Genomic DNA, 19,642 nt, shown 5'->3' with positions numbered 1-19,642 from the left:
CTTCAAGTCTCAGCCGGCGCGCCACGGACCGGGCGCGCGGGCTGCAATTATGCGTCCAGCGCCTTGCGCACTCCCCGCATGAAGTCGATGGTGACGGGCACCACCTTCTCGTGCGGCTGGTCTTCCAGCAACTGGATGATGCGGCTGCCGATGACCACGGCATCGGCCACGCGCCCGATCGCCTGGGCCGTGGCCGCGTCGCGGATGCCGAAGCCCACGCCCACGGGAATGTGCACATGGCGGCGGATCACCGGCAGCATGGCCTCGACGGCGGTCGTATCGAGCGCGCCCGAGCCGGTCACGCCCTTGAGGGACACGTAGTACACGTAGCCGCTGGCCACGCGCGCGACCTGCTGCATACGCTCTTCGGTGCTGGTGGGTGCCAGCAGGAAGATCAGGTCCATGCCGCGCTCGCGCAGGCTGGCGGCGAACGCTTCGCTTTCCTCGGGCGGGTAGTCGACGATGAGCACGCCGTCCACGCCCGCATCGGCGGCATCGCGCACGAAGGCCCCTGTGCCGTGGATCTGGTCGTAGCGCTCCACCGGGTTGGCGTAGCCCATCAGCACGACGGGCGTCTTGTCGTTGCGCTGGCGGAAATCGCGCACATGGCCCAGGACCTGCAGCATGCCCACGCCCAGCGAGAGCGCCTTTTCCCCGGCCTTCTGGATCACCGGGCCGTCGGCCATGGGGTCGGAGAAGGGCACGCCCAGTTCGATCACGTCGGCCCCGGCCTCGACCATGCCGTGCATGAGCGCCGGCGTGATGTCGGCGAACGGAAAGCCGGCGGTCACATAGGGAATGAGCGCCTTGCGCCCCTTGGCCTGCAGTTCTGCGAAGGTATTCGCGATGCGGTTGCGCGGCGAGCTCATGCGGCAGGCCCTCCCTTGACCCCGAGGCCGCGCATGGAGGGCCGGTCGTACACATCGGCCCCCGACAGGTCGGCGACGGTGCCGATGTCCTTGTCCCCACGGCCCGAAAGGTTCACCAGGATGGACTGATCCGTTGGCATGGTCTTGGCCAGTTTCATGGCATAGGCCACGGCATGACTGGATTCCAGCGCTGGAATGATGCCTTCGGTGCGGCACAGGTAATGGAAGGCGGCCAGCGCCTCGGCATCGGTGATGCCGACGTATTCGGCACGACCGATTTCCTGCAGCCACGCGTGCTCGGGCCCGACGCCGGGGTAGTCCAGGCCTGCGCTGATGCTGTGCGTTTCGGTGATCTGGCCGTTCTCGTCCTGCAGGATGAACGTGCGGTTGCCGTGCAGCACGCCCGAGCTCCCGCGCTGCAGCGAGGCCGAGTGCTTGCCGCTGTCCAGCCCCTCGCCGGCGGCTTCCACGCCGATCAGGCGTGTCTTTTCATGGGGAATGTAGGGGTGGAAGATGCCCATGGCATTGCTGCCGCCGCCCACGCAGGCGATCACCGCGTCGGGCTGCTGGGTGCTGGCCTTCTGCTCGGCCAGCATGGCCGGCATCTGTTCCAGGCACTCGGTGCCGATCACGCTCTGGAAATCGCGGACCATCATGGGGTAGGGGTGCGGGCCCGCCACCGTGCCGATGATGTAGAAGGTGTCGTCCACATGGGCCACCCAGTCGCGCATGGCTTCGTTCAGCGCGTCCTTGAGCGTCCTGCTGCCCGAATCGACGGGCACGACGGTCGCGCCCAGCAGCTTCATGCGGTACACGTTGGGGCTCTGGCGCTTGACGTCCTCCGAGCCCATGTACACCACGCATTCGAGGCCATAGCGCGCGCAGATGGTGGCCGTGGCGACGCCGTGCTGGCCTGCGCCCGTCTCAGCGATGATGCGCGGCTTGCCCATGCGCCGGGCAAGCATCGCCTGGCCGATCACGTTGTTGATCTTGTGGGCGCCGGTGTGGTTGAGGTCTTCGCGCTTGAGGTAGATCTGCGCGCCGCCCATCTCGCGGCTCATGCGTGCTGCGTGATAGACGGGGGAGGGGCGGCCCACGAAGTGCTTCAGTTCCGAATGGAATTCGGCCAGGAACTCCGGATCGTTCTGGTAGCGGGCATAAGCCTCGCGCAGTTCGGTCAGGGCATGGGTGAGCGTTTCGCTTGCGAAACTGCCGCCATAGGGGCCGAAGTGGCCGGCGGCGTCGGGTTGCTGGTAAGAAAGCATCAATGAATCTTTGCAAATTGCGCATCGGCCGCCTGCACGGCGGCGATGAAGCGTTGGATCTTGCCGGCGTCCTTGATGCCCCGCAACGGCTTGCCGTCGGGGCCATCGGCTTCCACGCCGGAACTGACGTCAACCGCGAGCGACAGGCCGCGCGGTCGCACCTGCAAGATGCCATCGGTCACGTTTGCAGGCGTGAGTCCACCAGACAAAACGAGGTGAGAGCCGACGCTTGGAGGTAGAAGTGACCAATTGAATGCCTTGCCGCCACCGCCATAACCTTCGACATGGGCGTCGAGCAGGATGGCCTGGGCGCGGGAGTGGGTTGCCGCGAATTGTACGAGGTCGAACCGCGCCGCACCGTCGCCAAGGGGAATGCGTGCCGCCCGCAGGAACGGCCTGGCTCCATCCGCTGTGGCCGCCCAGCAGTCTTGTGGCGATTCATCCCCATGAAATTGGACCGTTGCCGACGGAATCATTGTGCAGGCTGCTATCACTTCTGTAGCGGTGGCATTCACGAACAACAGCACCGGCGTCACGAACGGAGGCAGCCTGCGGGCCAGGGCCGCGGCGCGTTGCGGCGTGATGCCGCGCGGGCTGGCGGCGTAGAGCACGAACCCCACCGCATCGGCGCCGGCCGCCACGGCCGCATCCACATCGTCCTCGCGGGTGAGGCCGCAGATCTTGACGCGGGTGCGGTGGTGGGGAGGGATAGGGACAGGCGGAGGGCTGGCGGGCTGGGAGCGGCTCATGGAAGCCAATCATACGCAGCGGTGCGCAGGGGCAGACCCCATGAGGCATCGTAGAGCGGTCCCTGAAAGTACAGCCCGTCTGGCGAAAACGTGGGCGCGGCCGCATCGCGCGAGCGGGCCAGCAACACCTCCTGCATCCAGCCGGCGGGCTGATTTCCCTGCCCGATCGCGACCAGGCAGCCCATGATGTTGCGGATCATGTGGTGCAGGAACGCGTTTCCCTCGAACTCGAATCGCCAGTAGCAGGGCTGCCAGTCGTGCGGCGGTGCGTTGGCCGGCGGGCCGGCATCGCTTTCGGCGGGGCCCCGTCGCGTGATCGTGATGCGCTGCAAGGTCTTGATGGGCGATTTGGCCTGGCAGGCCGATGCCCGGAACGAGGTGAAGTCGTGCTCTCCGAGCAGGTGGGCGGCAGCCTCGCGCATGGCGTTGCCGTCCAGTGGATGGAACACCCAGCCCACGCGCGCGCTGTCCACGCTGGGGCGCACGGGCGACTGCAGCAGCACATAGGCGTAGCGGCGGGACGTGGCGCAAAAACGCGCATGGAACGTCTCCGGCACCGGGTGCGCCCATTGCACGGCGATGTCGGCAGGCAGGAAGGTGTTGGTGCCGCGCACCCAGGAAAACGGCGTGCGGTCGAGCGGCGTATCGAAATGGACCACCTGCATGAGCCCGTGCACACCCGCATCGGTGCGGCCGGCGCAGATGGTGGAGACGGGTTGCGTGGCAAAGCGGCCGAGGGCCGCTTCCAGATGGTCTTGGATGGTTCTGCCGGAAGACTGGCTTTGCCAACCGTTGTAGCCCTGCCCGTTGTAGCTGACGCCGAGCGCCATCCTCATGGATGGCGTCCCGGTGCGGCAGGGAGCGTGGCTGCGCTGGTGCCGTGCATCAGCCCAGTTCGGACAGCAGGCGTTGCGCCCGTGTCTTGAGCGCGCCGGACGATTCGGCGATGACTTCCTCGATCAGGGTGCGTGCGCCTTCGCTGTCGCCGATGGCGTTGAATTCTTCCGCCAGGGCGAGCTTGGTCGCCAGCGGATCGTCGGGCAGGGGCGGAGTCGCTTGCGGCAGATCCTGCACGGCTGGGCTGGCGGATGGGCTGGTATTGCCGGCAGGCGTGTCCAGGTCCAGCGACAGCGCTCCGAGGTCGAATTCGAGCGGCGCCGGGCCCGACGGAGGGGCCTCGGCGGATGACAGCGGTGCCGGAGCGGAATCCATCAGCCGCAGGTCGGTCGGGAATTCCAGATCGGCGGTGTCCGGAGGCGGCGACAGCGGGGCGGCCGCGGTGGCCACCGGCTTGTCCCACGATGGTTCGGGCAGGTCCAGGGCCCCCGTGTCCAGTGCGGGTGGCTCCGAAACAGCGGGAGCGGGCGTCGGTGCGGGAGCCCAGGCCGGCGCGGCGGCCATGGCACCGGCAGCGGCGGCCGCAGCGGCGAAGGCACCCGGTGCGGCAGGTGGCGCGGGCGGCGCTTCGGTCAGGGCGTCGTCCGCCAGATCGAGGTCGAGGTCCAGATCGGGTGGCAGGGCCGCGCTGGTGGCGCCGGCCATCTGCGGACGGCCGTCCGTGAAGGTGCTGGCAAAGCCATTGCCGGTGTTGGGGCCGTCGTCGTCCAGGACCACGCCAGGGCGGCCGCCGGGTTGGTACAGCGGGTTCTCGGGATCGAGTTCGCGGCCCAGTTCGGACACGCGGGCCCAGTCGGGGCCTTGGCCATCGGTCAGCCGGAAGACGTCCTGCGCCACGGCTTCCAGCGCCTTGCGGTCCTGGCGCTTGGCGTAGATCTCGCCGAGCTTGACGTGGACCGAGGTGCGGTCCGGGTTGTGGCGCACGGCCTCCTTGAGGATCTCTTCGGCCTGCAGGTCGCGGCCATAGGCCAGATACACGTCGGCTTCGGCCACGGGATCGACATCGCCGCCGGCATCGAGCTGGCTGGGCGAATAGGCCATCGAAGAACCGGTGCTCAGTTGGCTGCTGGCCGTGTCCACGCGCTGGCCGCCGCTGGCGCCGAAGAACGAATCCGGCTGCAGCTTGCTTTCCATGAACGAGCTGTCCACCGCGTGCTGGTTGCGGCGGTTCTGGACCGTGCGGTAGACGCCGTAGCCCAGCAGCAACGCCAGCAAGGCACCGCCGGCCAGCGGCAGCATGGGGTCGTCGAACAGGTTGGAGAAGAAGCCTGGCTCCTCCGTGTCGGGGGCTGGGGCGGGCACGGCAACGGGCGCTGGCGCAGGGGCTGCCACCACTGGCGGGGTCGGCTCGGCACTCGCCACGCTGGATGCCGGGGTTGCCGCCGTGCTGGCGGGCGTCACGGCAGCAGCGGGGGGCGCAGGGGCGCTGGCCACGCTGGCGGGGGCTTGTGGCGCGGGCGCCGGAGCGGGCGGTACCACGGCGCCTGTTGCCACGGCTGCGCCCGTGGCGGCGCTGGCGGTGGCTGCGGGCGCGCTGCCGGAGCCCGTGGACACCGGCGCGGAGGCGGTTCCGAGCTTGTTCAGGTCGGAGATGTTCTTCGACAGCTCGGCCATGCGCGCCGACGCGGCGCTGGCCTGCTTGTCCTTGGCCACCTGGTCTTCGGCGGCCTTCTGGCCTTGCACGGCGCCCTTGGACAGCGTGAGCTTGTCCGGCGCGGCCGTGGCGGGCTTGCGGTCCTCGACCTGGGTCTGTACCTTGCCGCTGGCCGAGCGCTCGGCGGCGGCCACCTCAGCGGAGGGTGCGGCACCGGCCAGGCGGCGGCGGAATTCGTTGAAGTCGCGGCTTTGCGCGGCAATGATCTGGCGTGCCTCGCCGGGGGGGGTGGCCCGTGCCTGCGTTTCATCAGGCAGCTGCAGCACCGCGCCCGATTTCAGCCGGTTCACGTTGCCGCGGATGAAGGCGTCGGGGTTGGAGCGCATCATCGCCACCAGCATCTGGTCGAGCGACACGCCGGCGGGGCGGTTGGCGGCGGCCAGGCGGCCCGCGGTGTCGCCGGCTTGCACGGTGACCGAGCCGGCGGCACCCGCCGGGGCCGGTGCTGCGGCAGGGCGGGGCGTGGGGGCCGGCGCCGGGCGTGGCGTGGCGGTAGCCGCCGTTTGGGACGGAGCGGACTCAGCAGCCCGGGGCGTGCGAGGGGCCGGCGCAGCGGCCGGGGCGGACGGCGCCGTCACCTGGGGCGATGCGGTCACGGTGGCCGGCGCGCGGCGCAGGGCCGGCGGGTCGAACAGCATGGTGTAGCTGCGCACGATCTGGCCGGAGTTCCAGGTGGCATCCAGCACCAGGTCGACGAAGGGGTCGTTGATGGGGCGGTCGCTGGTGAGTTGCAGCACCATCGAGCCATCGCTGCGGCGCTGCAGTTGCACGCGCAGGCTGTTCAGTGCGGGAGACACTTCCATCCCCTGGGCGCGGAACACCTGGGGGGACGCGGGGGCCGCTCGCAGCGAATCCGCTTCGGCGGCAGTGATCTGGGGCAGCTCGATCTCGGCGCGCAGGGGCTCGCCAAGGGCGGACTGCACGGTGAGGCGGCCCAGGGCGAGAGCATTCGCATCGGTGGCATACAGGCCGGCCGACATGACGGCCGCGGCGGCCAGGATTGAGAGTTTCCAACGATGCATGTGTGCCATCAACAAAAGAGGATTGTGCGGTCTGGCAAGGTGCCAGATTCAGGCAGTTTTGGTTCCGCGCGTAAGCGTGAAAATGTGTAAAAAGCACAATAGCATCAATGTTTTGCACTGACAAGCTGAGCCATGGCGCAACCTTTGGGCGCCTTTCAGAAGGGCAATGTGCACTGCAGCAATGTTGTCAAAGGACAACGAGCAGTAACAAAACGTTGGTGCTTAAAGGCGCTGGCACCGTTTCGGTGTCAGCGCCCGCCGCGTCATTCGGCCAGCAGGATGCGCAACATGCGGCGCAGCGGTTCGGCGGCACCCCACAGCAGTTGGTCGCCGATGGTGAAAGCGCCGATGTATTCCGGTCCCATCGCCATCTGGCGGATGCGGCCCACGGGAATCGTCATGGTGCCGGTGACGGCCACGGGGGTCAGGTCCTTCAAGGTGGCTTCGCGCGTGTTGGGCACGACCTTCACCCACTCGTTGTCGGCAGCGATCATAGCCTCGATGTCGGCCACGGGCACATGCTTCTTCAGCTTGAAGGTCAGGGCCTGGCTGTGGCAGCGCATGGCGCCCACCCGCACGCAAAAACCGTCCACAGGCACCGCGGGCGTGTCGAAGCCTTCGCCCTGGCCCATGATCTTGTTCGTCTCGGCCATGCCCTTCCACTCTTCCTTGGACATGCCGTTGCCCAGGTCCTTGTCGATCCAGGGGATCAGGCTGCCGCCCAGGGGCACGCCGAAGTTGGCGGTTTCCGCGTCCGACAGGCTGCGTTGCTTGGCGATGACCTTGCGATCGATTTCCAGGATGGCGCTCTTGGGATCGTCCAGCAGCGAGCGCACTTCTGCGTTCAGCGTGCCGTATTGCGTGAGCAGTTCGCGCATGTGCTGGGCGCCGCCGCCGCTGGCTGCCTGGTAGGTCTGCGTGCTCATCCACTCGACCAGGCCGGCCTTGTACAGAGCACCCACGCCCATCAGCATGCAGCTCACGGTGCAGTTGCCGCCGATCCAGTTCTTGCCGCCTTTGGCCAGGGCGTCCTGAATCACGGGCAGGTTGACCGGGTCCAGCACGATGACCGCGTCTTCCTTCATGCGCAGCGTGGAAGCGGCGTCGATCCAGTGGCCGTTCCAGCCGGCATCGCGCAGCTTGGGAAACACTTCGGTGGTGTAGTCGCCGCCCTGGGCGGTCAGGATGATGTCGCAGCGCTTGAGGGCGTTGATGTCGAAGGCGTCCTGGAGCGTGGTTTCGTTCTTGGCCTGCGCCGGGGCCTTGCCGCCTGCGTTCGACGTGGAGAAGAACACGGGCTCGATGAGACCGAAATCGCCTTCGGCCTGCATGCGGTCCATCAATACGGAGCCGACCATGCCGCGCCAGCCGACCAAACCTACCAACTTGCTCATTTCAACGCCCCTATTCAGTTTAAGAAACAGTACCCGACCGGGACTTTTCGCCTGGCTCGTCTGGCCAGGAAGGGCGCACGACGAACCAGGCTGGATCAGCCCTTAATGGTCGTGGTTTTGGTGGTGGTTGCGCGCGCGGCCCCACCGGCCAGGGCGGCGGGTGCAGTGTTCAGCAGGGTGAACGGGCGGGCGGCAAACATAGGCGGCGATTGTAGCGGAAGGCCTTTTGCCGACGGTGCTGTTTTTTGAGGGGCGGCGGGAGGTGTTGTTTAACATCCGGCCTTTTTTCCACGCCGAAGGTCCCTCACCGCATGCGCATCGTCGCCACCGCCTTTCTTGCCCTGGCCGCCCTGTTGAGCGGCTGCAATGCGTCTCAGGACAGCCCGGCATCGATCGCGCCGCAGGAGACGCAGAGGGTTCGCGACGCCGTCGATGAACTGGCCCGCCAGGATTTCCCGGCCATCGAGGCCCGGCTGGCGCCCCGGCTGCGCACCGCCGATCTGCGGCAGAACCTGGGCCGGATGGCGGCATTGATCCCTCCGGGACCGCCCCAATCCGCCGAGGCGGTGGGCGTTCAGGTTCTGAAGACCGATTCCGCGACCTTCCACCACCTCACGCTCGAGTACGAGTATCCGCAGTCCTGGCTGGTCGTCTCTGCCATGCTGGAGCAGCGCGACGGCGCGGTCGTCTTCAATGCACTGCAGGTGACGCCGGCGTCGCAGTCCCTGGCCGCCACCCACCGCTTTTCGCTGGAAGGCAAATCGCCGGGCCACTACCTGTTCCTTGCGCTCGCGATCGGCATTCCGCTCGGGATCGTCTATACGCTGTGGGTCTGCGTTCGCACGCCGATCCCGAAGCGCAAGTGGCTGTGGTGTGCCGTGGTCGCGGTGGGCGTGGTGCAGTGCCATCTGGACTGGACCACGGGCGCATGGTCCGCGCAGTGGTTGAGCCTGCAGCTGCTGGGAGCGGGCTTTGTGAAGGCGGGGCCCCAGGCTCCGCTCATCCTCACCATCTCCGCGCCGTTGGGGGCGCTGGTCTTCTGGGTGCGTCGCCGGTCCTTCGTTCGCGTGGCATCGGTCGCGCCGCAGGCCGCAACCGACGCGCGCTGATACCAGCGATCGCCAACGCATGCGCCCATAAAAAAGGGTGGCCGGCGGGCCACCCTTTTGGGCAGGAACGGCCCGCTTCAGCGCGTGCCGGGCTGCAGCGGTCAGCCCAGGGCCTTCACCACGGCGTCGCCCATCTGCGCCGTGCCCACCTTCGTGGTGCCTTCGCTCCAGATGTCCGGCGTGCGCAGGCCTTGGGCCAGCACCTTCTGCACGGCCGCTTCGATGCGCTGGGCGGCCGCTTCCTGGTTCAGGCTGAAGCGCAGCATCATCGCGGCGCTCAGGATGGTGGCCAGCGGATTGGCAACGCCCTTGCCGGCGATGTCGGGCGCGCTGCCATGGCTGGGCTCGTACAGGCCCTGGTTCTTGCTGTTGAGGCTGGCCGAGGGCAGCATGCCGATGGAGCCGGTGAGCATGGAAGCCTCGTCCGACAGGATGTCGCCGAACATGTTGCCGGTGACCACCACGTCGAAGGCCTTGGGCGCCTTCACGAGTTGCATGGCCGCGTTGTCCACGTACATGTGCTGCAGTTCCACGTCGGGGTACTGCTGGCCCACTTCGGTGACCACGTCCTTCCAGAACTGGAAGGTTTCCAGCACGTTGGCCTTGTCCACACTGGTGACCTTCTTGCTGCGCTTGCGCGCGGCCTGGAACGCCACGTGGGCGATGCGCTCGATCTCCGGCTTGGAGTAGCGCATGGTGTCGAAGGCCTCTTCGGCACCGGGGAAGTGGCCGTCCACGGCCGTGCGCCGGCCGCGCGGCTGGCCGAAGTAGATGTCGCCCGTCAGCTCGCGGATGATGAGGATGTCGAGACCCGAGATCAGCTCGGGCTTGAGGCTCGAAGCGCCCACCAGCTGCTCGTAGCAGATGGCCGGGCGGAAGTTGGCGAACAGCCCCAGGTGCTTGCGCAGGCCCAGGATGGCCTGCTCGGGGCGCAGGGGGCGGTCGAGCTTGTCGTACTTCCAGTCGCCGACAGCGCCGAACAGCACGGCGTCGGCGTCCTGCGCCAGCTTCAGCGTGGCTTCGGGCAGCGGGTGGCCGTGGGCCTCGTAGGCGGCGCCGCCGACCAGGGCGGACTCCATCTCGAACGGAAGGCCCAGCACATCCAGCACCTTGACGGCCTCTGCCACGATTTCCGTGCCGATGCCGTCACCCGGCAAAACTGCGATTTTCATGTCTTTGCTTCTCTTTTGATAGCGATATGCCCTAGTGCTTATTGCGCTGCGGGCCGATTGAATACTTGATGTTGGCTGCCGGCAGGCAGATCAGCCCGCCATGGTGTGGGCCAGCCAGGGCTTGGTGGCCAGACGCTGGGCCTCGAACACCTTGATCTTGTCGGACTGCCGCAGGGTCAAGCCGATGTCGTCGAACCCGTTGAGCAGGCAGTACTTGCGAAAGGCGTTCACCTCGAACGGAATCTCTTCGCCCACGACCTCGCCGCGGTTCTGGCGCACGATCACCTGGCGCTCCAGATCGATGGTGAGCTGGTAGCCGGGAAAGGCGTGCACCTCATCGAACAGCTGCGCCACGGTGGCCTCGGGCAGCACGATGGGCAGCAGGCCGTTCTTGAAGCAGTTGTTGAAGAAGATGTCCGCGAAGCTCGGCGCGATCACGGCGCGAAAGCCGTATTGGTCCAGCGCCCAGGGCGCGTGCTCTCGGCTCGATCCGCAGCCGAAATTCTTGCGCGCCAGCAGGATGGACGCGCCGGCGTAGCGGGGCTGGTTGAGCACGAAGTCCGGGTTGGGCTTGCGGCTCGCCGGGTCCTCGCCCGGCTCGCCGTGGTCCAGGTAGCGCCACTCGTCGAACAGGTTCACGCCGAATCCGGTCTTCTTGATCGACTTGAGGAACTGCTTCGGAATGATGGCGTCGGTATCGACGTTCTCGCGGTCCATGGGGGCCACGAGGCCTTGGTGGAGGGTGAATTTCTGCATGGTGTGTGTCCGGAAGAGGGCTCTAAGACAGCGGTGCGTTACTGCCCGTTGCTCCAGGTGCCGCCCTTGATGGCGGCGGTGGATGTTTCGCAGGCCTTGCGTTTTTCCTGCACGGCTTCGGGCGACAGGTTGTAGTAGTAGGCGTCCAGCGGCTGGCCCATCAGCCCCTTGCACGCGCCACTGGCGGGCCGGGGGCACTGCGCGAGGAAGGTCACCTTGCCTGCCTTGCCCCCGAGTTGGGCCGAGGTCTGCGCCAGGCCGTTGCAGCTCGCCTTGAGCTGCTCGGCCGGAATGCCGGCGGTGAACTCCATGCAGTCCTTCACCGCCACGGTTTTGCCGGCGACGGGCACGTTGCCTTCGATCACGCAGGCGCGGTCAGCCGCCAGGGCCGTGGCGGAAACGCCCAGGAGCCAGGCAGCGAAGAGGGGCCATACGGCTTTCATGCGGCGGTCCTTTCTGGAGGTCTGGGGCGTGGCGCGGCCGGTCATTTGGCGGCCCGTTCGATGGCGCTGCCCGCGCGTTGCACGTCCTGGCCCATGCCCTTGACGGTGTTGCAGCCGGCCAGCAGGCAAGCGAGGGCCAGGGTGAGAAGGGTGGCGGTCTTGTTCACGGCAAGTGTCCTTGGGGTGAATGGAATGCAGCCGTGGCGCTCAGGCGAACTGGCGCACGTCCACGAAGTGGCCGTGCACGGCGGCCGCGGCCGCCATGGCCGGCGAGACCAGGTGGGTGCGTCCACCCGCGCCCTGGCGGCCTTCGAAGTTTCGGTTGCTGGTGGAGGCGCAGCGCTCGCCGGGCTCCAGGCGGTCGGCGTTCATGGCCAGGCACATCGAGCAGCCGGGCTCGCGCCATTCGAAGCCCGCGGCCTTGAAGATCTCGTGCAGGCCTTCGCGCTCGGCCTGCTCCTTCACCAGGCCGGAGCCGGGCACCACCATGGCCAGCTTGATGTTCTTGGCGACCTTCTGGCCCAGCTTCTTGACCACGGCAGCGGCTTCGCGCATGTCCTCGATGCGGCTGTTGGTGCACGAGCCGATGAACACCTTGTCCACGAAGATGTCGTTCAGCGCCTTGCCGGGCTCCAGGTTCATGTAGGTGAGCGCGCGCTCCATCGCGCCGCGCTTGTTGGCGTCCTTTTCCTTGTCGGGATCGGGCACGCGGGCATCCACGCCCAGCACCATCTCGGGCGAGGTGCCCCAGGTGATCTGCGGCACGATGTCCGCAGCGTTCAGCGTGACCACCGTGTCGAAGTGCGCGTCGGCGTCCGACTGCAGCGTCTTCCAGTAGGCCACCGCCTGGTCCCATTCCAAGCCCGAGGGCGACAGCGGCCGGCCCTTCACGTAGTCGATGGTCTTGTCGTCCACCGCCACCAGGCCAGCACGCGCGCCCGCCTCGATGGCCATGTTGCACACCGTCATGCGGCCTTCGATGCTGAGGGCGCGGATCGCCGGGCCGCCGAACTCGATGGTGTAGCCCGTGCCGCCCGCCGTGCCGATCTTGCCGATGATGGCCAGCACGATGTCCTTGGCCGTCACGCCGGGCGCGACCTGGCCATCCACGCGGATGAGCATGTTCTTGGCCTTCTTGGCCAGCAGGGTCTGCGTGGCCATGACGTGCTCGACCTCGCTGGTGCCGATGCCGTGCGCCAGCGCGCCGAAGGCGCCGTGCGTGCTGGTGTGGCTGTCGCCGCACACCACCGTCATGCCGGGCAGCGTGGCGCCGTTCTCGGGGCCGATCACGTGGACGATGCCCTGGCGCTTGCTCATGAACGGGAAGAACGCCGCCGCGCCGACCTCGGCGATGTTCTTGTCGAGCGTGGTGATCTGCTCCTTGCTGATCGGGTCGGTGATGCCGTCGTAGCCCCGCTCCCAGCCGGTGGTGGGCGTGTTGTGGTCCGCCGTGGCGACGATGGAGCTGACGCGCCAGACCTTGCGGCCGGCCTGGCGCAGGCCCTCGAACGCCTGCGGGCTGGTCACTTCGTGCACCAGGTGGCGGTCGATGTAGAGGATGGCGGTGCCGTCCTCTTCGGTGTGGACGACGTGCTCGTCCCAGATCTTGTCGTACAGGGTGCGTCCCATGGCGGTCTCTTTGGTGGGTTTCAGGTGGGGTGGATGATTTTAGGAAGGCTCGGGCAGGGCAGGTGGCACCAAGTGTTCGACCAGCAGCCGGGCCGTGACCGGCAGGGTGTCGAAGTCGCGGGCCACCAGGCGCAGCTCGCGCTGGCCCCAGGGTTCGTCGAGCGCGACGGATTGCAGCCGGCCCACGCCGCGCATCAGCGCGAAGGCCCGGTCCGGCAGCAGGCCCACGCCCAGGCCGTTGTCGATCATGCGGCACATGGCGTCCAGCCCGGTGACCTGGATGCGCTGGCGCAGCGGGCGCCCGGCTTGCGCGGCCGCCTGTTGCATGGCCAGGCTGATGCTGCTGTTGGCCTGCAGGCCGACGATGTCGCAGTCGAGGATTGCTTCAAATTTGATAGCAGCATGCCGGGACAATGCATGCCCTTGCGGCACGACGAGCACCAGACGATCGCTGCGGTAGGGGCGGCTTTGCAGGCCCTCCGGTTCGGCGGCGGTGCCGGTGTGGCACAGCCCCAGGTCGGCCGCGCCCTCGCGCACGGCCTGCAGCACGTCGGGGCTCAGGTGTTCCTGCAGGTCGATCTTGACCTGGCTGTGCGCGCGGGCGAAGGCCCCCAGGTCCTCGGGCAGGAACTGCACAATGGCCGAGATGTTGGCGTGCATGCGCACATGGCCGCGCACCCCGTCGGCGTATTCGCTCAGTTCGCCCTGCATGCGCTCCAGGCCGAACAGCACGGTGCGGGCGTGGTGCAGCAGGCTTTCGCCGGCGGGCGTGAGGGTGACGCCGCGGCTGTGCCGGTAGAGCAGGGCGGTGTCCACCGCGGTTTCCAGGTCGGACAGGCGCTTGCTGACGGCGGAGGCGGCGATGAACTCCCGCGCCGCCGCGCGGCCGATGCTTCCCAGTTCGCAGACGGCCACGAAGAGCTGCAGCGAGGTGAGGTCGATTCGGCGCGCAAAACTGCGCTCGGAGCTTTTCATCGTGGTTGGAGAATTCTCTGAATCAGAGAGTTGCCGTATTTTCTCCCATGAAAATGCCGTGAGCCATCGTGGTATGCGATGGCTTTGCTGCCCATTCACGCAAAAAAACGGCGCCCGAAGGCGCCGTTGGCGGTGAAGGCCTCGCTGCGATCAGCTGAACAGGTTCTTCAGCCGGTCGGTCCAGCTCTCGCCGCTGGGAGAGTGCTTGGCGCCGCCTTTCTTGAGCGACTCCTCCAGCTCGCGCAGCAGCTTGCGCTGGTGCTCGGTCAACTTGACCGGTGTTTCCACCGCGATGTGGCAATACAGGTCGCCGGGGTAGCTGGCCCGCACGCCCTTGATGCCCTTGCCGCGCAGGCGGAACTGCTTGCCGGCCTGGGTGCCTTCGGGAATGTCGATGGCCGCCTTGCCCTGCAGCGTGGGCACTTCGATCTCGCCGCCCAGCGCGGCCGTGATGAAGCTCACGGGCACCTGGCAGTGCAGGTCGTCGCCGTCGCGCTCGAAGATGTCGTGCTTCTTCAGGCGGATCTCGATGTACAGGTCCCCCGGCGGGCCGCCGTTGGTGCCCGGCTCGCCGTTGCCGGTGCTGCGGATGCGCATGCCGTCGTCGATGCCGGCGGGGATCTTCACTTCCAGCGTCTTCTGCTTCTTGACCTTGCCTTGGCCGTGGCAGGTGGTGCAGGGCTCGGGAATGATCTTGCCCGTGCCGCGGCAGTGCGGGCAGGTCTGCTGCACGCTGAAGAAACCCTGGCGCATCTGCACCGTGCCGGCACCGGCACAGGTGGTGCAGGTCTTGGCGCTGGTGCCCGGCTTGGCGCCGCTGCCGTGGCAGGTCTCGCACGATTCCCACGAGGGAATGCGGATCTGCGCGTCCTTGCCCTTGGCCGCCTCTTCGAGGGTGACCTCCATCGCGTAGCTCAGGTCGTTGCCGCGATAGACCTGGCGCCCGCCCTGGCCGCGCCCGCGCGCCCCGCCCTGGCCGAACATGTCGCCGAAGATGTCGCCGAAGGCCTCGGCAAAGCCACCGAAGCCTTCCGCACCCGCGCCGCCGGGGCCGCGCATGTTCGGGTCCACGCCTGCGTGGCCGTACTGGTCGTAGGCGGCCCGCTTCTGCGGATCGGAGAGCATTTCATAAGCCTCTTTGGCTTCCTTGAACCGCTCTTCGGCAGGCTTGGCCGCGTCACCCTGGTTGCGGTCAGGGTGGTGCTTCATCGCGAGCTTGCGATAAGCCTTCTTGATCTCTTCGTCCGAGGCGTTCTTTGGAACGCCCAGAACTTCGTAAAAGTCTCTCTTGGACATGGTCTTTCCGAGCTCGGTTGGAACAGGAACGCCGCGCTGACCCCTGTGCAGGGCCCGGCGCGGCGGCTAGTCGGGCACGCGAGCGCGCTCAGCCTTTCTTCACTTCCTTCACTTCCGCGTCCACCACGTTGTCGTCGTGCGGTGCTGCGCCGGCGGAGGACGAGGCACCGCCCTGGGGCGCTGCACCTTCCGTGCCACCTGCTGCCGCGGCCTGGGCGGCCTGCGCTTCGGCGTACATCTTCTCGCCCAGCTTCTGGCTGGCGGTCATCAGCGCGGTCGTCTTCTCGTCGATGGCGGCCTTGTCCTCGCCCTTGAGCGCGTCTTCCAGGGCCTTCACGGCCGACTCGATCTGCTCCTTCTCGGCGGCATCGAGCTTGTCGCCGTGCTCGGCCAGGCTCTTGGTCACGCTGTGCACGGCGGCTTCGCCCTGGTTGCGCGCCTGGACCAGTTCCAGCTTCTTCTTGTCGTCGGCCGCGTTCAGTTCGGCGTCCTTCACCATCTTCTGGATCTCTTCCTCGGACAGGCCCGAGTTCGCCTTGATGGTGATCTTGTTTTCCTTGCCCGTGCCCTTGTCCTTGGCGCCCACGTGCAGGATGCCGTTGGCATCGATGTCGAAGCTCACCTCGATCTGCGGCACGCCGCGGCCTGCCGGCGGAATGCCTTCCAGGTTGAACTCGCCCAGCAGCTTGTTGGCGCTGGCCAGTTCGCGTTCGCCCTGGAACACCTTGATCGTCACGGCCGGCTGGTTGTCGTCGGCGGTCGAGAAGGTCTGCGCGAACTTCGTCGGGATCGTGGTGTTCTTGCTGATCATCTTGGTCATCACGCCGCCCAGCGTCTCGATGCCCAGCGACAGCGGCGTCACGTCCAGCAGCAGCACGTCCTTGCGGTCGCCCGACAGCACCTGGCCCTGGATGGCGGCGCCCACGGCCACGGCTTCGTCCGGGTTCACGTCCTTGCGCGGGTCCTTGCCGAAGAACTCCTTGACCTTGTCCTGCACCTTGGGCATGCGGGTCATGCCGCCGACCAGGATCACGTCATGGATGTCCGACACGCTGATGCCGGCGTCCTTGATGGCCGTGCGGCAGGGGGCGATCGTGCGTTCGATCAGCTCTTCCACCAGCGCTTCGAGCTTGGCACGCGTGAGCTTGATGTTCAGGTGCTTCGGGCCCGAGGCGTCCGCCGTGATGTAGGGCAGGTTGATGTCGGTCTGCGCGCTGTTGGACAGCTCGATCTTGGCCTTCTCGGCCGCTTCCTTCAGGCGCTGCAGGGCCAGCACGTCCTTGGACAGATCGACGCCCTGGTCCTTCTTGAACTCGGAAATGATGTAGTCGATGATGCGCTGGTCGAAGTCTTCGCCGCCCAGGAACGTGTCGCCGTTGGTGGACAGCACTTCGAACTGTTTTTCGCCATCGACGTCGGCGATCTCGATGATGGACACGTCGAACGTGCCGCCACCCAGGTCATACACGGCGATCTTGCGGTCGCCCTTTTCCTGCTTGTCCAGGCCGAAGGCTAGGGCCGCGGCCGTGGGCTCGTTGATGATGCGCTTGACGTCCAGGCCCGCGATGCGGCCGGCGTCCTTGGTGGCCTGGCGCTGGGCGTCGTTGAAGTACGCGGGCACCGTGATGACGGCTTCCGTCACCGGCTCGCCCAGGTAGTCCTCGGCGGTCTTCTTCATCTTGCGCAGGATGTCGGCGCTGACCTGCTGGGCCGAGATCTTGTTGCCGCGCACTTCGACCCAGGCGTCGCCGTTGTCGGCCGCCGTGATCTTGTAGGGCATCAGGTCGATGTCCTTTTGCACTTCCTTTTCGGTGAACTTGCGGCCGATCAGCCGCTTGATCGCGTACAGCGTGTTCTGCGGGTTGGTGACGGCCTGGCGCTTGGCCGAGGCGCCGACCAGCACTTCGCCGTCTTCCTGGTACGCCACGATGGAGGGCGTGGTGCGCGCGCCTTCCGAGTTCTCAATCACCCGCGTGGTGTTGCCTTCCATGATGGACACGCAGCTGTTGGTGGTGCCCAGGTCGATACCGATGATTTTTCCCATGTTGTTCTCCGAGATTTTGAAAAAGATTTGGATGCCGATAACTTGTGGATAACTTGGCCGGCTTCAAGCCGTCGCCGTCAGTTTTTCTTTGGGTCGGCGGGTGCTTACTTGGGCGCGGACACCGTGACCAGGGCCGGGCGCAGCACGCGCTCGGCGATCACGTAGCCTTTTTGCAACACGGACACCACCGTGTTGGGCTCCTGGTCGGCCGGCACCATGCTGATGGCCTGGTGCTGGTGCGGATCGAACTTGTCGCCCGCGTTGGGGTTGATGGCCAGCACCTTGTTGCGCTCCAGGGCGGAGGTGAGCTGGCGCAGCGTGGCGTCCGAGCCTTCGCGCAGCTGTTCGATCGTGGCGTCCTTGATGGCCAGGGCCGCGGCCAGGCTGTCTGCCACGGGGAGCATGCTTTCCGCGAAGCTCTCGATGCCGAACTTGCGGGCCTTGGAGATTTCCTCCTCGGCGCGGCGGCGGGCGTTCTCGGCCTCGGCCTTGGCGCGCAGGAATTGGTCGGCGAGATCGGCGCTCTTGGCCTTCAGCTCGGCCAGTTCGCCCTGCAGGCGGCCCAGTTCATCGGAGGCATGTGCCGCCATCGCGGCTTCGACTTCTTCAGGAGAGGGGGAGGCGTCCCCATGAGAGGCGGTGGCTGGATTGTTTTGATCGGACATGTCGATTTCTTCTGAAAGTGAACGGTACGCGCGGCAAATGGGTGCCACCCGGCGGATTTCAAGCGAAAAGGCGACGTTTGCACGCAGATGCGTCGGGCTGGCGTCGGTCTCGGCCGGCGTGAGTGTACAAGCGACCGGCCTTGGGGCTATAATCGCCGGCTTTGCCTTGCCACACCGCTTCTAGACGCAGCGGGTGGTTTCATCCACAAGGAGTTTGCATGCGTCACTACGAAATCATTTTGTTGATCCATCCGGATCAAAGCGAACAAGTTCCAGCCATGCTGGAGCGCTACAAGGGCATGATCGTCGCCGGCGGCGGCAAGGTGCACCGCGTGGAAGACTGGGGCCGCCGTCAACTGGCGTACCTGATCAACAAGCTGGCCAAGGCCCACTACCTGTGCGTGAACATCGAAGCCGACCAGGCCGTGATGGCTGAACTGGAGCATGCCTTCAAGTTCAACGACGCCGTGCTGCGCCACCTAACGGTTCAAAAGAAGAAGGCCGACACGGGTCCTTCCTCGATGATGAAGACCGTCGAGCGCGAAGAAGCCCGCAAGGCCAGCCAGGCCGAGTTCGCCGCTTCGGGCGAGCGCTGATCCATCGACTGGAGGAGTGGAAAACCACGTTGTCCTCACCGCCTGTATCGCCGAGGCTCAGGCCCTGCGCTACACGCCCGCTGGCCTGCCGGCCCTGGATCTGAAGCTCGAACACGGGTCTCAGCAGCAGGAAGCCGGTGCACAGCGCGAGGTCAAGGCGGTCGTGAAGGCCATTGCCTTCGGCACGCTCGCAGAGCGGCTGGCAAGACAGGCGCTCGGCAGCCTCTGGATCTTCCGGGGGTTTCTGGCGACGTCGCGCAACGGCAAGGGGCTGGTGTTCCACATCCAGGATATTCAACAAGATTAATTTTCAAGAGGTCCGAAAATGGCCACGTTCAAGAAGTTCAACAAAGACAAGCGCCCGAAGCGCAACACCCAGTCGCTGCTGTTCAAGCGCAAGCGCTTTTGCCGCTTCACCGTCGCCGGCGTGGAAGAGATCGACTACAAGGATGTCGACACGCTGCGTGACTTCATCGCCGAAAACGGCAAGATCATCCCCGCACGCCTGACCGGCACGCGCGCCATCTACCAGCGTCAACTGAACACCGCCATCAAGCGCGCGCGCTTCCTGGCCCTGGTGCCTTACAGCGACCAGCACAAGATCTAAGGAGCAACAGTCATGCAAATCATCCTGCTCGACAAGGTTGTGAACCTCGGCAACCTCGGCGAAATCGTCAAGGTCAAAGACGGCTACGCCCGCAACTTCCTAATTCCTTCGGGCCGCGCACGCCGCGCCACCGAATCCGCCAAGGCCGAGTTCGAAGCCAAGCGCGCCGAACTCGAAAAGGCCGCTGCTGCGAAGCTGGCCGAGTCCCAGGCCCAAGGCGAAAAGCTCGGTGGCACGACCATCAAGCTGACGCAAAAGGCCGGCGTGGACGGCCGCCTGTTCGGTTCCGTGACCAACCACGACATCGCTGAAGAGCTGAACAAGCAAGGCTACAAGGTCGTGAAGTCGCAGATCCGCCTGCCCAACGGCCCGATCAAGGTCGTCGGCGACAACACGGTGAGCGTGGCCCTGCACACCGACGTGGTGGTGGACGTGACCGTGTCGGTCTACGGCGAAACCGCTTAACGAAAAAGCGCTGCCTCTGGCATCGACCGCGAAGC

The 19,642-nt window shown here is 66.4% G+C and carries 20 protein-coding genes; 5 read left to right on the top strand and 15 right to left on the bottom strand.

From position 1 onward, the window contains the following. Positions 1-47: 47 nt before the first annotated feature. The 6 genes from trpA to asd all read right to left on the bottom strand — a co-directional run bounded on the left by trpA (position 48) and on the right by asd (position 7,850). Complete coding sequence (gene trpA, locus AVAK2825_RS07320; RefSeq protein WP_284395914.1) at positions 48-869, bottom strand: tryptophan synthase subunit alpha; 822 nt, start codon at positions 867-869, stop codon at positions 48-50. Then, positions 866-2,134, bottom strand: a complete 1,269-nt coding sequence (trpB, locus tag AVAK2825_RS07315) for a tryptophan synthase subunit beta (protein ID WP_284395912.1) — start codon at positions 2,132-2,134, stop codon at positions 866-868. Before trpB ends, trpA begins: the two co-directional genes overlap by 4 nt. Next, entirely contained in the window at positions 2,134-2,883 is a 750-nt protein-coding gene (locus AVAK2825_RS07310) for a phosphoribosylanthranilate isomerase (RefSeq protein WP_284395910.1), read from the bottom strand. The genes trpB and AVAK2825_RS07310 overlap by 1 nt, the downstream gene beginning before the upstream one ends. Further along, positions 2,880-3,719 carry a tRNA pseudouridine(38-40) synthase TruA gene (gene truA / locus AVAK2825_RS07305; protein WP_284395908.1) on the bottom strand — a complete coding sequence of 280 codons (840 nt, stop codon included), beginning with the start codon at positions 3,717-3,719 and terminating at the stop codon, positions 2,880-2,882. Before truA ends, AVAK2825_RS07310 begins: the two co-directional genes overlap by 4 nt. Before the next feature lie 49 nt (positions 3,720-3,768). Then, on the bottom strand, positions 3,769-6,456 hold the full coding sequence (locus AVAK2825_RS07300) for a motility hub landmark protein FimV (protein WP_284395905.1): 2,688 nt from the start codon (positions 6,454-6,456) through the stop codon (positions 3,769-3,771). A 263-nt stretch (positions 6,457-6,719) separates the two neighbouring features. Beyond that, positions 6,720-7,850 carry an aspartate-semialdehyde dehydrogenase gene (gene asd / locus AVAK2825_RS07295; RefSeq protein WP_284395903.1) on the bottom strand — a complete coding sequence of 377 codons (1,131 nt, stop codon included), beginning with the start codon at positions 7,848-7,850 and terminating at the stop codon, positions 6,720-6,722. Between the two features lie 311 nt (positions 7,851-8,161). Between asd and AVAK2825_RS07290 the strand changes: the two genes are divergently transcribed. Continuing rightward, on the top strand, positions 8,162-8,959 hold the full coding sequence (locus AVAK2825_RS07290; RefSeq protein WP_284395901.1) for a hypothetical protein: 798 nt from the start codon (positions 8,162-8,164) through the stop codon (positions 8,957-8,959). A gap of 101 nt (positions 8,960-9,060) precedes the next feature. Here the strand turns inward: AVAK2825_RS07290 and leuB are convergent, their stop codons facing one another. From leuB to grpE, 9 genes are all read right to left on the bottom strand, one after another. Further along, a complete protein-coding gene (gene leuB / locus AVAK2825_RS07285) occupies positions 9,061-10,131 on the bottom strand; it encodes a 3-isopropylmalate dehydrogenase (protein WP_284395897.1) in 1,071 nt (356 codons plus the stop codon). A 90-nt stretch (positions 10,132-10,221) separates the two neighbouring features. Beyond that, on the bottom strand, positions 10,222-10,887 hold the full coding sequence (gene leuD / locus AVAK2825_RS07280) for a 3-isopropylmalate dehydratase small subunit (RefSeq protein WP_284395895.1): 666 nt from the start codon (positions 10,885-10,887) through the stop codon (positions 10,222-10,224). Between the two features lie 38 nt (positions 10,888-10,925). Continuing rightward, positions 10,926-11,330 carry a hypothetical protein gene (locus AVAK2825_RS07275; protein WP_284395893.1) on the bottom strand — a complete coding sequence of 135 codons (405 nt, stop codon included), beginning with the start codon at positions 11,328-11,330 and terminating at the stop codon, positions 10,926-10,928. A 41-nt stretch (positions 11,331-11,371) separates the two neighbouring features. Continuing rightward, positions 11,372-11,470 (bottom strand): entericidin A/B family lipoprotein, encoded by a 99-nt coding sequence (locus AVAK2825_RS07270; protein ID WP_372588273.1) that lies wholly within the window; start codon positions 11,468-11,470, stop codon positions 11,372-11,374. A gap of 67 nt (positions 11,471-11,537) precedes the next feature. Beyond that, positions 11,538-12,959, bottom strand: a complete 1,422-nt coding sequence (gene leuC, locus AVAK2825_RS07265; RefSeq protein WP_284395889.1) for a 3-isopropylmalate dehydratase large subunit — start codon at positions 12,957-12,959, stop codon at positions 11,538-11,540. A gap of 39 nt (positions 12,960-12,998) precedes the next feature. Next, positions 12,999-13,934 carry a LysR family transcriptional regulator gene (locus tag AVAK2825_RS07260; RefSeq protein ID WP_284395887.1) on the bottom strand — a complete coding sequence of 312 codons (936 nt, stop codon included), beginning with the start codon at positions 13,932-13,934 and terminating at the stop codon, positions 12,999-13,001. 150 nt (positions 13,935-14,084) lie between these two features. Continuing rightward, positions 14,085-15,230, bottom strand: a complete 1,146-nt coding sequence (gene dnaJ / locus AVAK2825_RS07255) for a molecular chaperone DnaJ (protein ID WP_272567922.1) — start codon at positions 15,228-15,230, stop codon at positions 14,085-14,087. A gap of 88 nt (positions 15,231-15,318) precedes the next feature. Beyond that, a complete protein-coding gene (gene dnaK / locus AVAK2825_RS07250; RefSeq protein ID WP_284395883.1) occupies positions 15,319-17,274 on the bottom strand; it encodes a molecular chaperone DnaK in 1,956 nt (651 codons plus the stop codon). Positions 17,275-17,378: 104 nt separating this feature from the next. Then, entirely contained in the window at positions 17,379-17,939 is a 561-nt protein-coding gene (gene grpE, locus AVAK2825_RS07245) for a nucleotide exchange factor GrpE (RefSeq protein ID WP_272567926.1), read from the bottom strand. A 218-nt stretch (positions 17,940-18,157) separates the two neighbouring features. On the opposite strand from grpE, the gene rpsF reads away from it, so the two are divergent. From rpsF to rplI, 4 genes are read left to right on the top strand one after another with little or no spacing between them, the layout of a single operon-like run. Further along, a complete protein-coding gene (gene rpsF, locus AVAK2825_RS07240; RefSeq protein ID WP_272551597.1) occupies positions 18,158-18,535 on the top strand; it encodes a 30S ribosomal protein S6 in 378 nt (125 codons plus the stop codon). 16 nt (positions 18,536-18,551) lie between these two features. Then, complete coding sequence (gene priB / locus AVAK2825_RS07235; protein ID WP_272551598.1) at positions 18,552-18,842, top strand: primosomal replication protein N; 291 nt, start codon at positions 18,552-18,554, stop codon at positions 18,840-18,842. A gap of 18 nt (positions 18,843-18,860) precedes the next feature. After that, on the top strand, positions 18,861-19,142 hold the full coding sequence (gene rpsR, locus AVAK2825_RS07230; RefSeq protein ID WP_011794373.1) for a 30S ribosomal protein S18: 282 nt from the start codon (positions 18,861-18,863) through the stop codon (positions 19,140-19,142). A 12-nt stretch (positions 19,143-19,154) separates the two neighbouring features. Next, positions 19,155-19,607: a 50S ribosomal protein L9 gene (gene rplI, locus AVAK2825_RS07225; RefSeq protein WP_272551600.1), complete on the top strand. Its 453-nt coding sequence runs from the start codon at positions 19,155-19,157 to the stop codon at positions 19,605-19,607. Positions 19,608-19,642: the final 35 nt, after the last annotated feature.

Origin of the sequence: Acidovorax sp. SUPP2825 (assembly GCF_030158995.1) — a bacterium.
In the GTDB taxonomy this organism is placed as follows: Bacteria; Pseudomonadota; Gammaproteobacteria; order Burkholderiales; family Burkholderiaceae_C; genus Paracidovorax.
This window is presented reverse-complemented; position numbering and strand designations above follow the sequence as displayed.

Coding starts and splice junctions, on each gene's coding strand:
- trpA (WP_284395914.1), bottom strand. CDS start 869: ATGAGCTCGCCGCGCAACCGCATCGCGAATACCTTCGCAGAACTGCAG.
- trpB (WP_284395912.1), bottom strand. CDS start 2,134: ATGCTTTCTTACCAGCAACCCGACGCCGCCGGCCACTTCGGCCCCTAT.
- AVAK2825_RS07310 (WP_284395910.1), bottom strand. CDS start 2,883: ATGAGCCGCTCCCAGCCCGCCAGCCCTCCGCCTGTCCCTATCCCTCCC.
- truA (WP_284395908.1), bottom strand. CDS start 3,719: ATGAGGATGGCGCTCGGCGTCAGCTACAACGGGCAGGGCTACAACGGT.
- AVAK2825_RS07300 (WP_284395905.1), bottom strand. CDS start 6,456: ATGCATCGTTGGAAACTCTCAATCCTGGCCGCCGCGGCCGTCATGTCG.
- asd (WP_284395903.1), bottom strand. CDS start 7,850: ATGAGCAAGTTGGTAGGTTTGGTCGGCTGGCGCGGCATGGTCGGCTCC.
- AVAK2825_RS07290 (WP_284395901.1), top strand. CDS start 8,162: ATGCGCATCGTCGCCACCGCCTTTCTTGCCCTGGCCGCCCTGTTGAGC.
- leuB (WP_284395897.1), bottom strand. CDS start 10,131: ATGAAAATCGCAGTTTTGCCGGGTGACGGCATCGGCACGGAAATCGTG.
- leuD (WP_284395895.1), bottom strand. CDS start 10,887: ATGCAGAAATTCACCCTCCACCAAGGCCTCGTGGCCCCCATGGACCGC.
- AVAK2825_RS07275 (WP_284395893.1), bottom strand. CDS start 11,330: ATGAAAGCCGTATGGCCCCTCTTCGCTGCCTGGCTCCTGGGCGTTTCC.
- leuC (WP_284395889.1), bottom strand. CDS start 12,959: ATGGGACGCACCCTGTACGACAAGATCTGGGACGAGCACGTCGTCCAC.
- AVAK2825_RS07260 (WP_284395887.1), bottom strand. CDS start 13,934: ATGAAAAGCTCCGAGCGCAGTTTTGCGCGCCGAATCGACCTCACCTCG.
- dnaJ (WP_272567922.1), bottom strand. CDS start 15,230: ATGTCCAAGAGAGACTTTTACGAAGTTCTGGGCGTTCCAAAGAACGCC.
- dnaK (WP_284395883.1), bottom strand. CDS start 17,274: ATGGGAAAAATCATCGGTATCGACCTGGGCACCACCAACAGCTGCGTG.
- grpE (WP_272567926.1), bottom strand. CDS start 17,939: ATGTCCGATCAAAACAATCCAGCCACCGCCTCTCATGGGGACGCCTCC.
- rpsF (WP_272551597.1), top strand. CDS start 18,158: ATGCGTCACTACGAAATCATTTTGTTGATCCATCCGGATCAAAGCGAA.
- rpsR (WP_011794373.1), top strand. CDS start 18,861: ATGGCCACGTTCAAGAAGTTCAACAAAGACAAGCGCCCGAAGCGCAAC.
- rplI (WP_272551600.1), top strand. CDS start 19,155: ATGCAAATCATCCTGCTCGACAAGGTTGTGAACCTCGGCAACCTCGGC.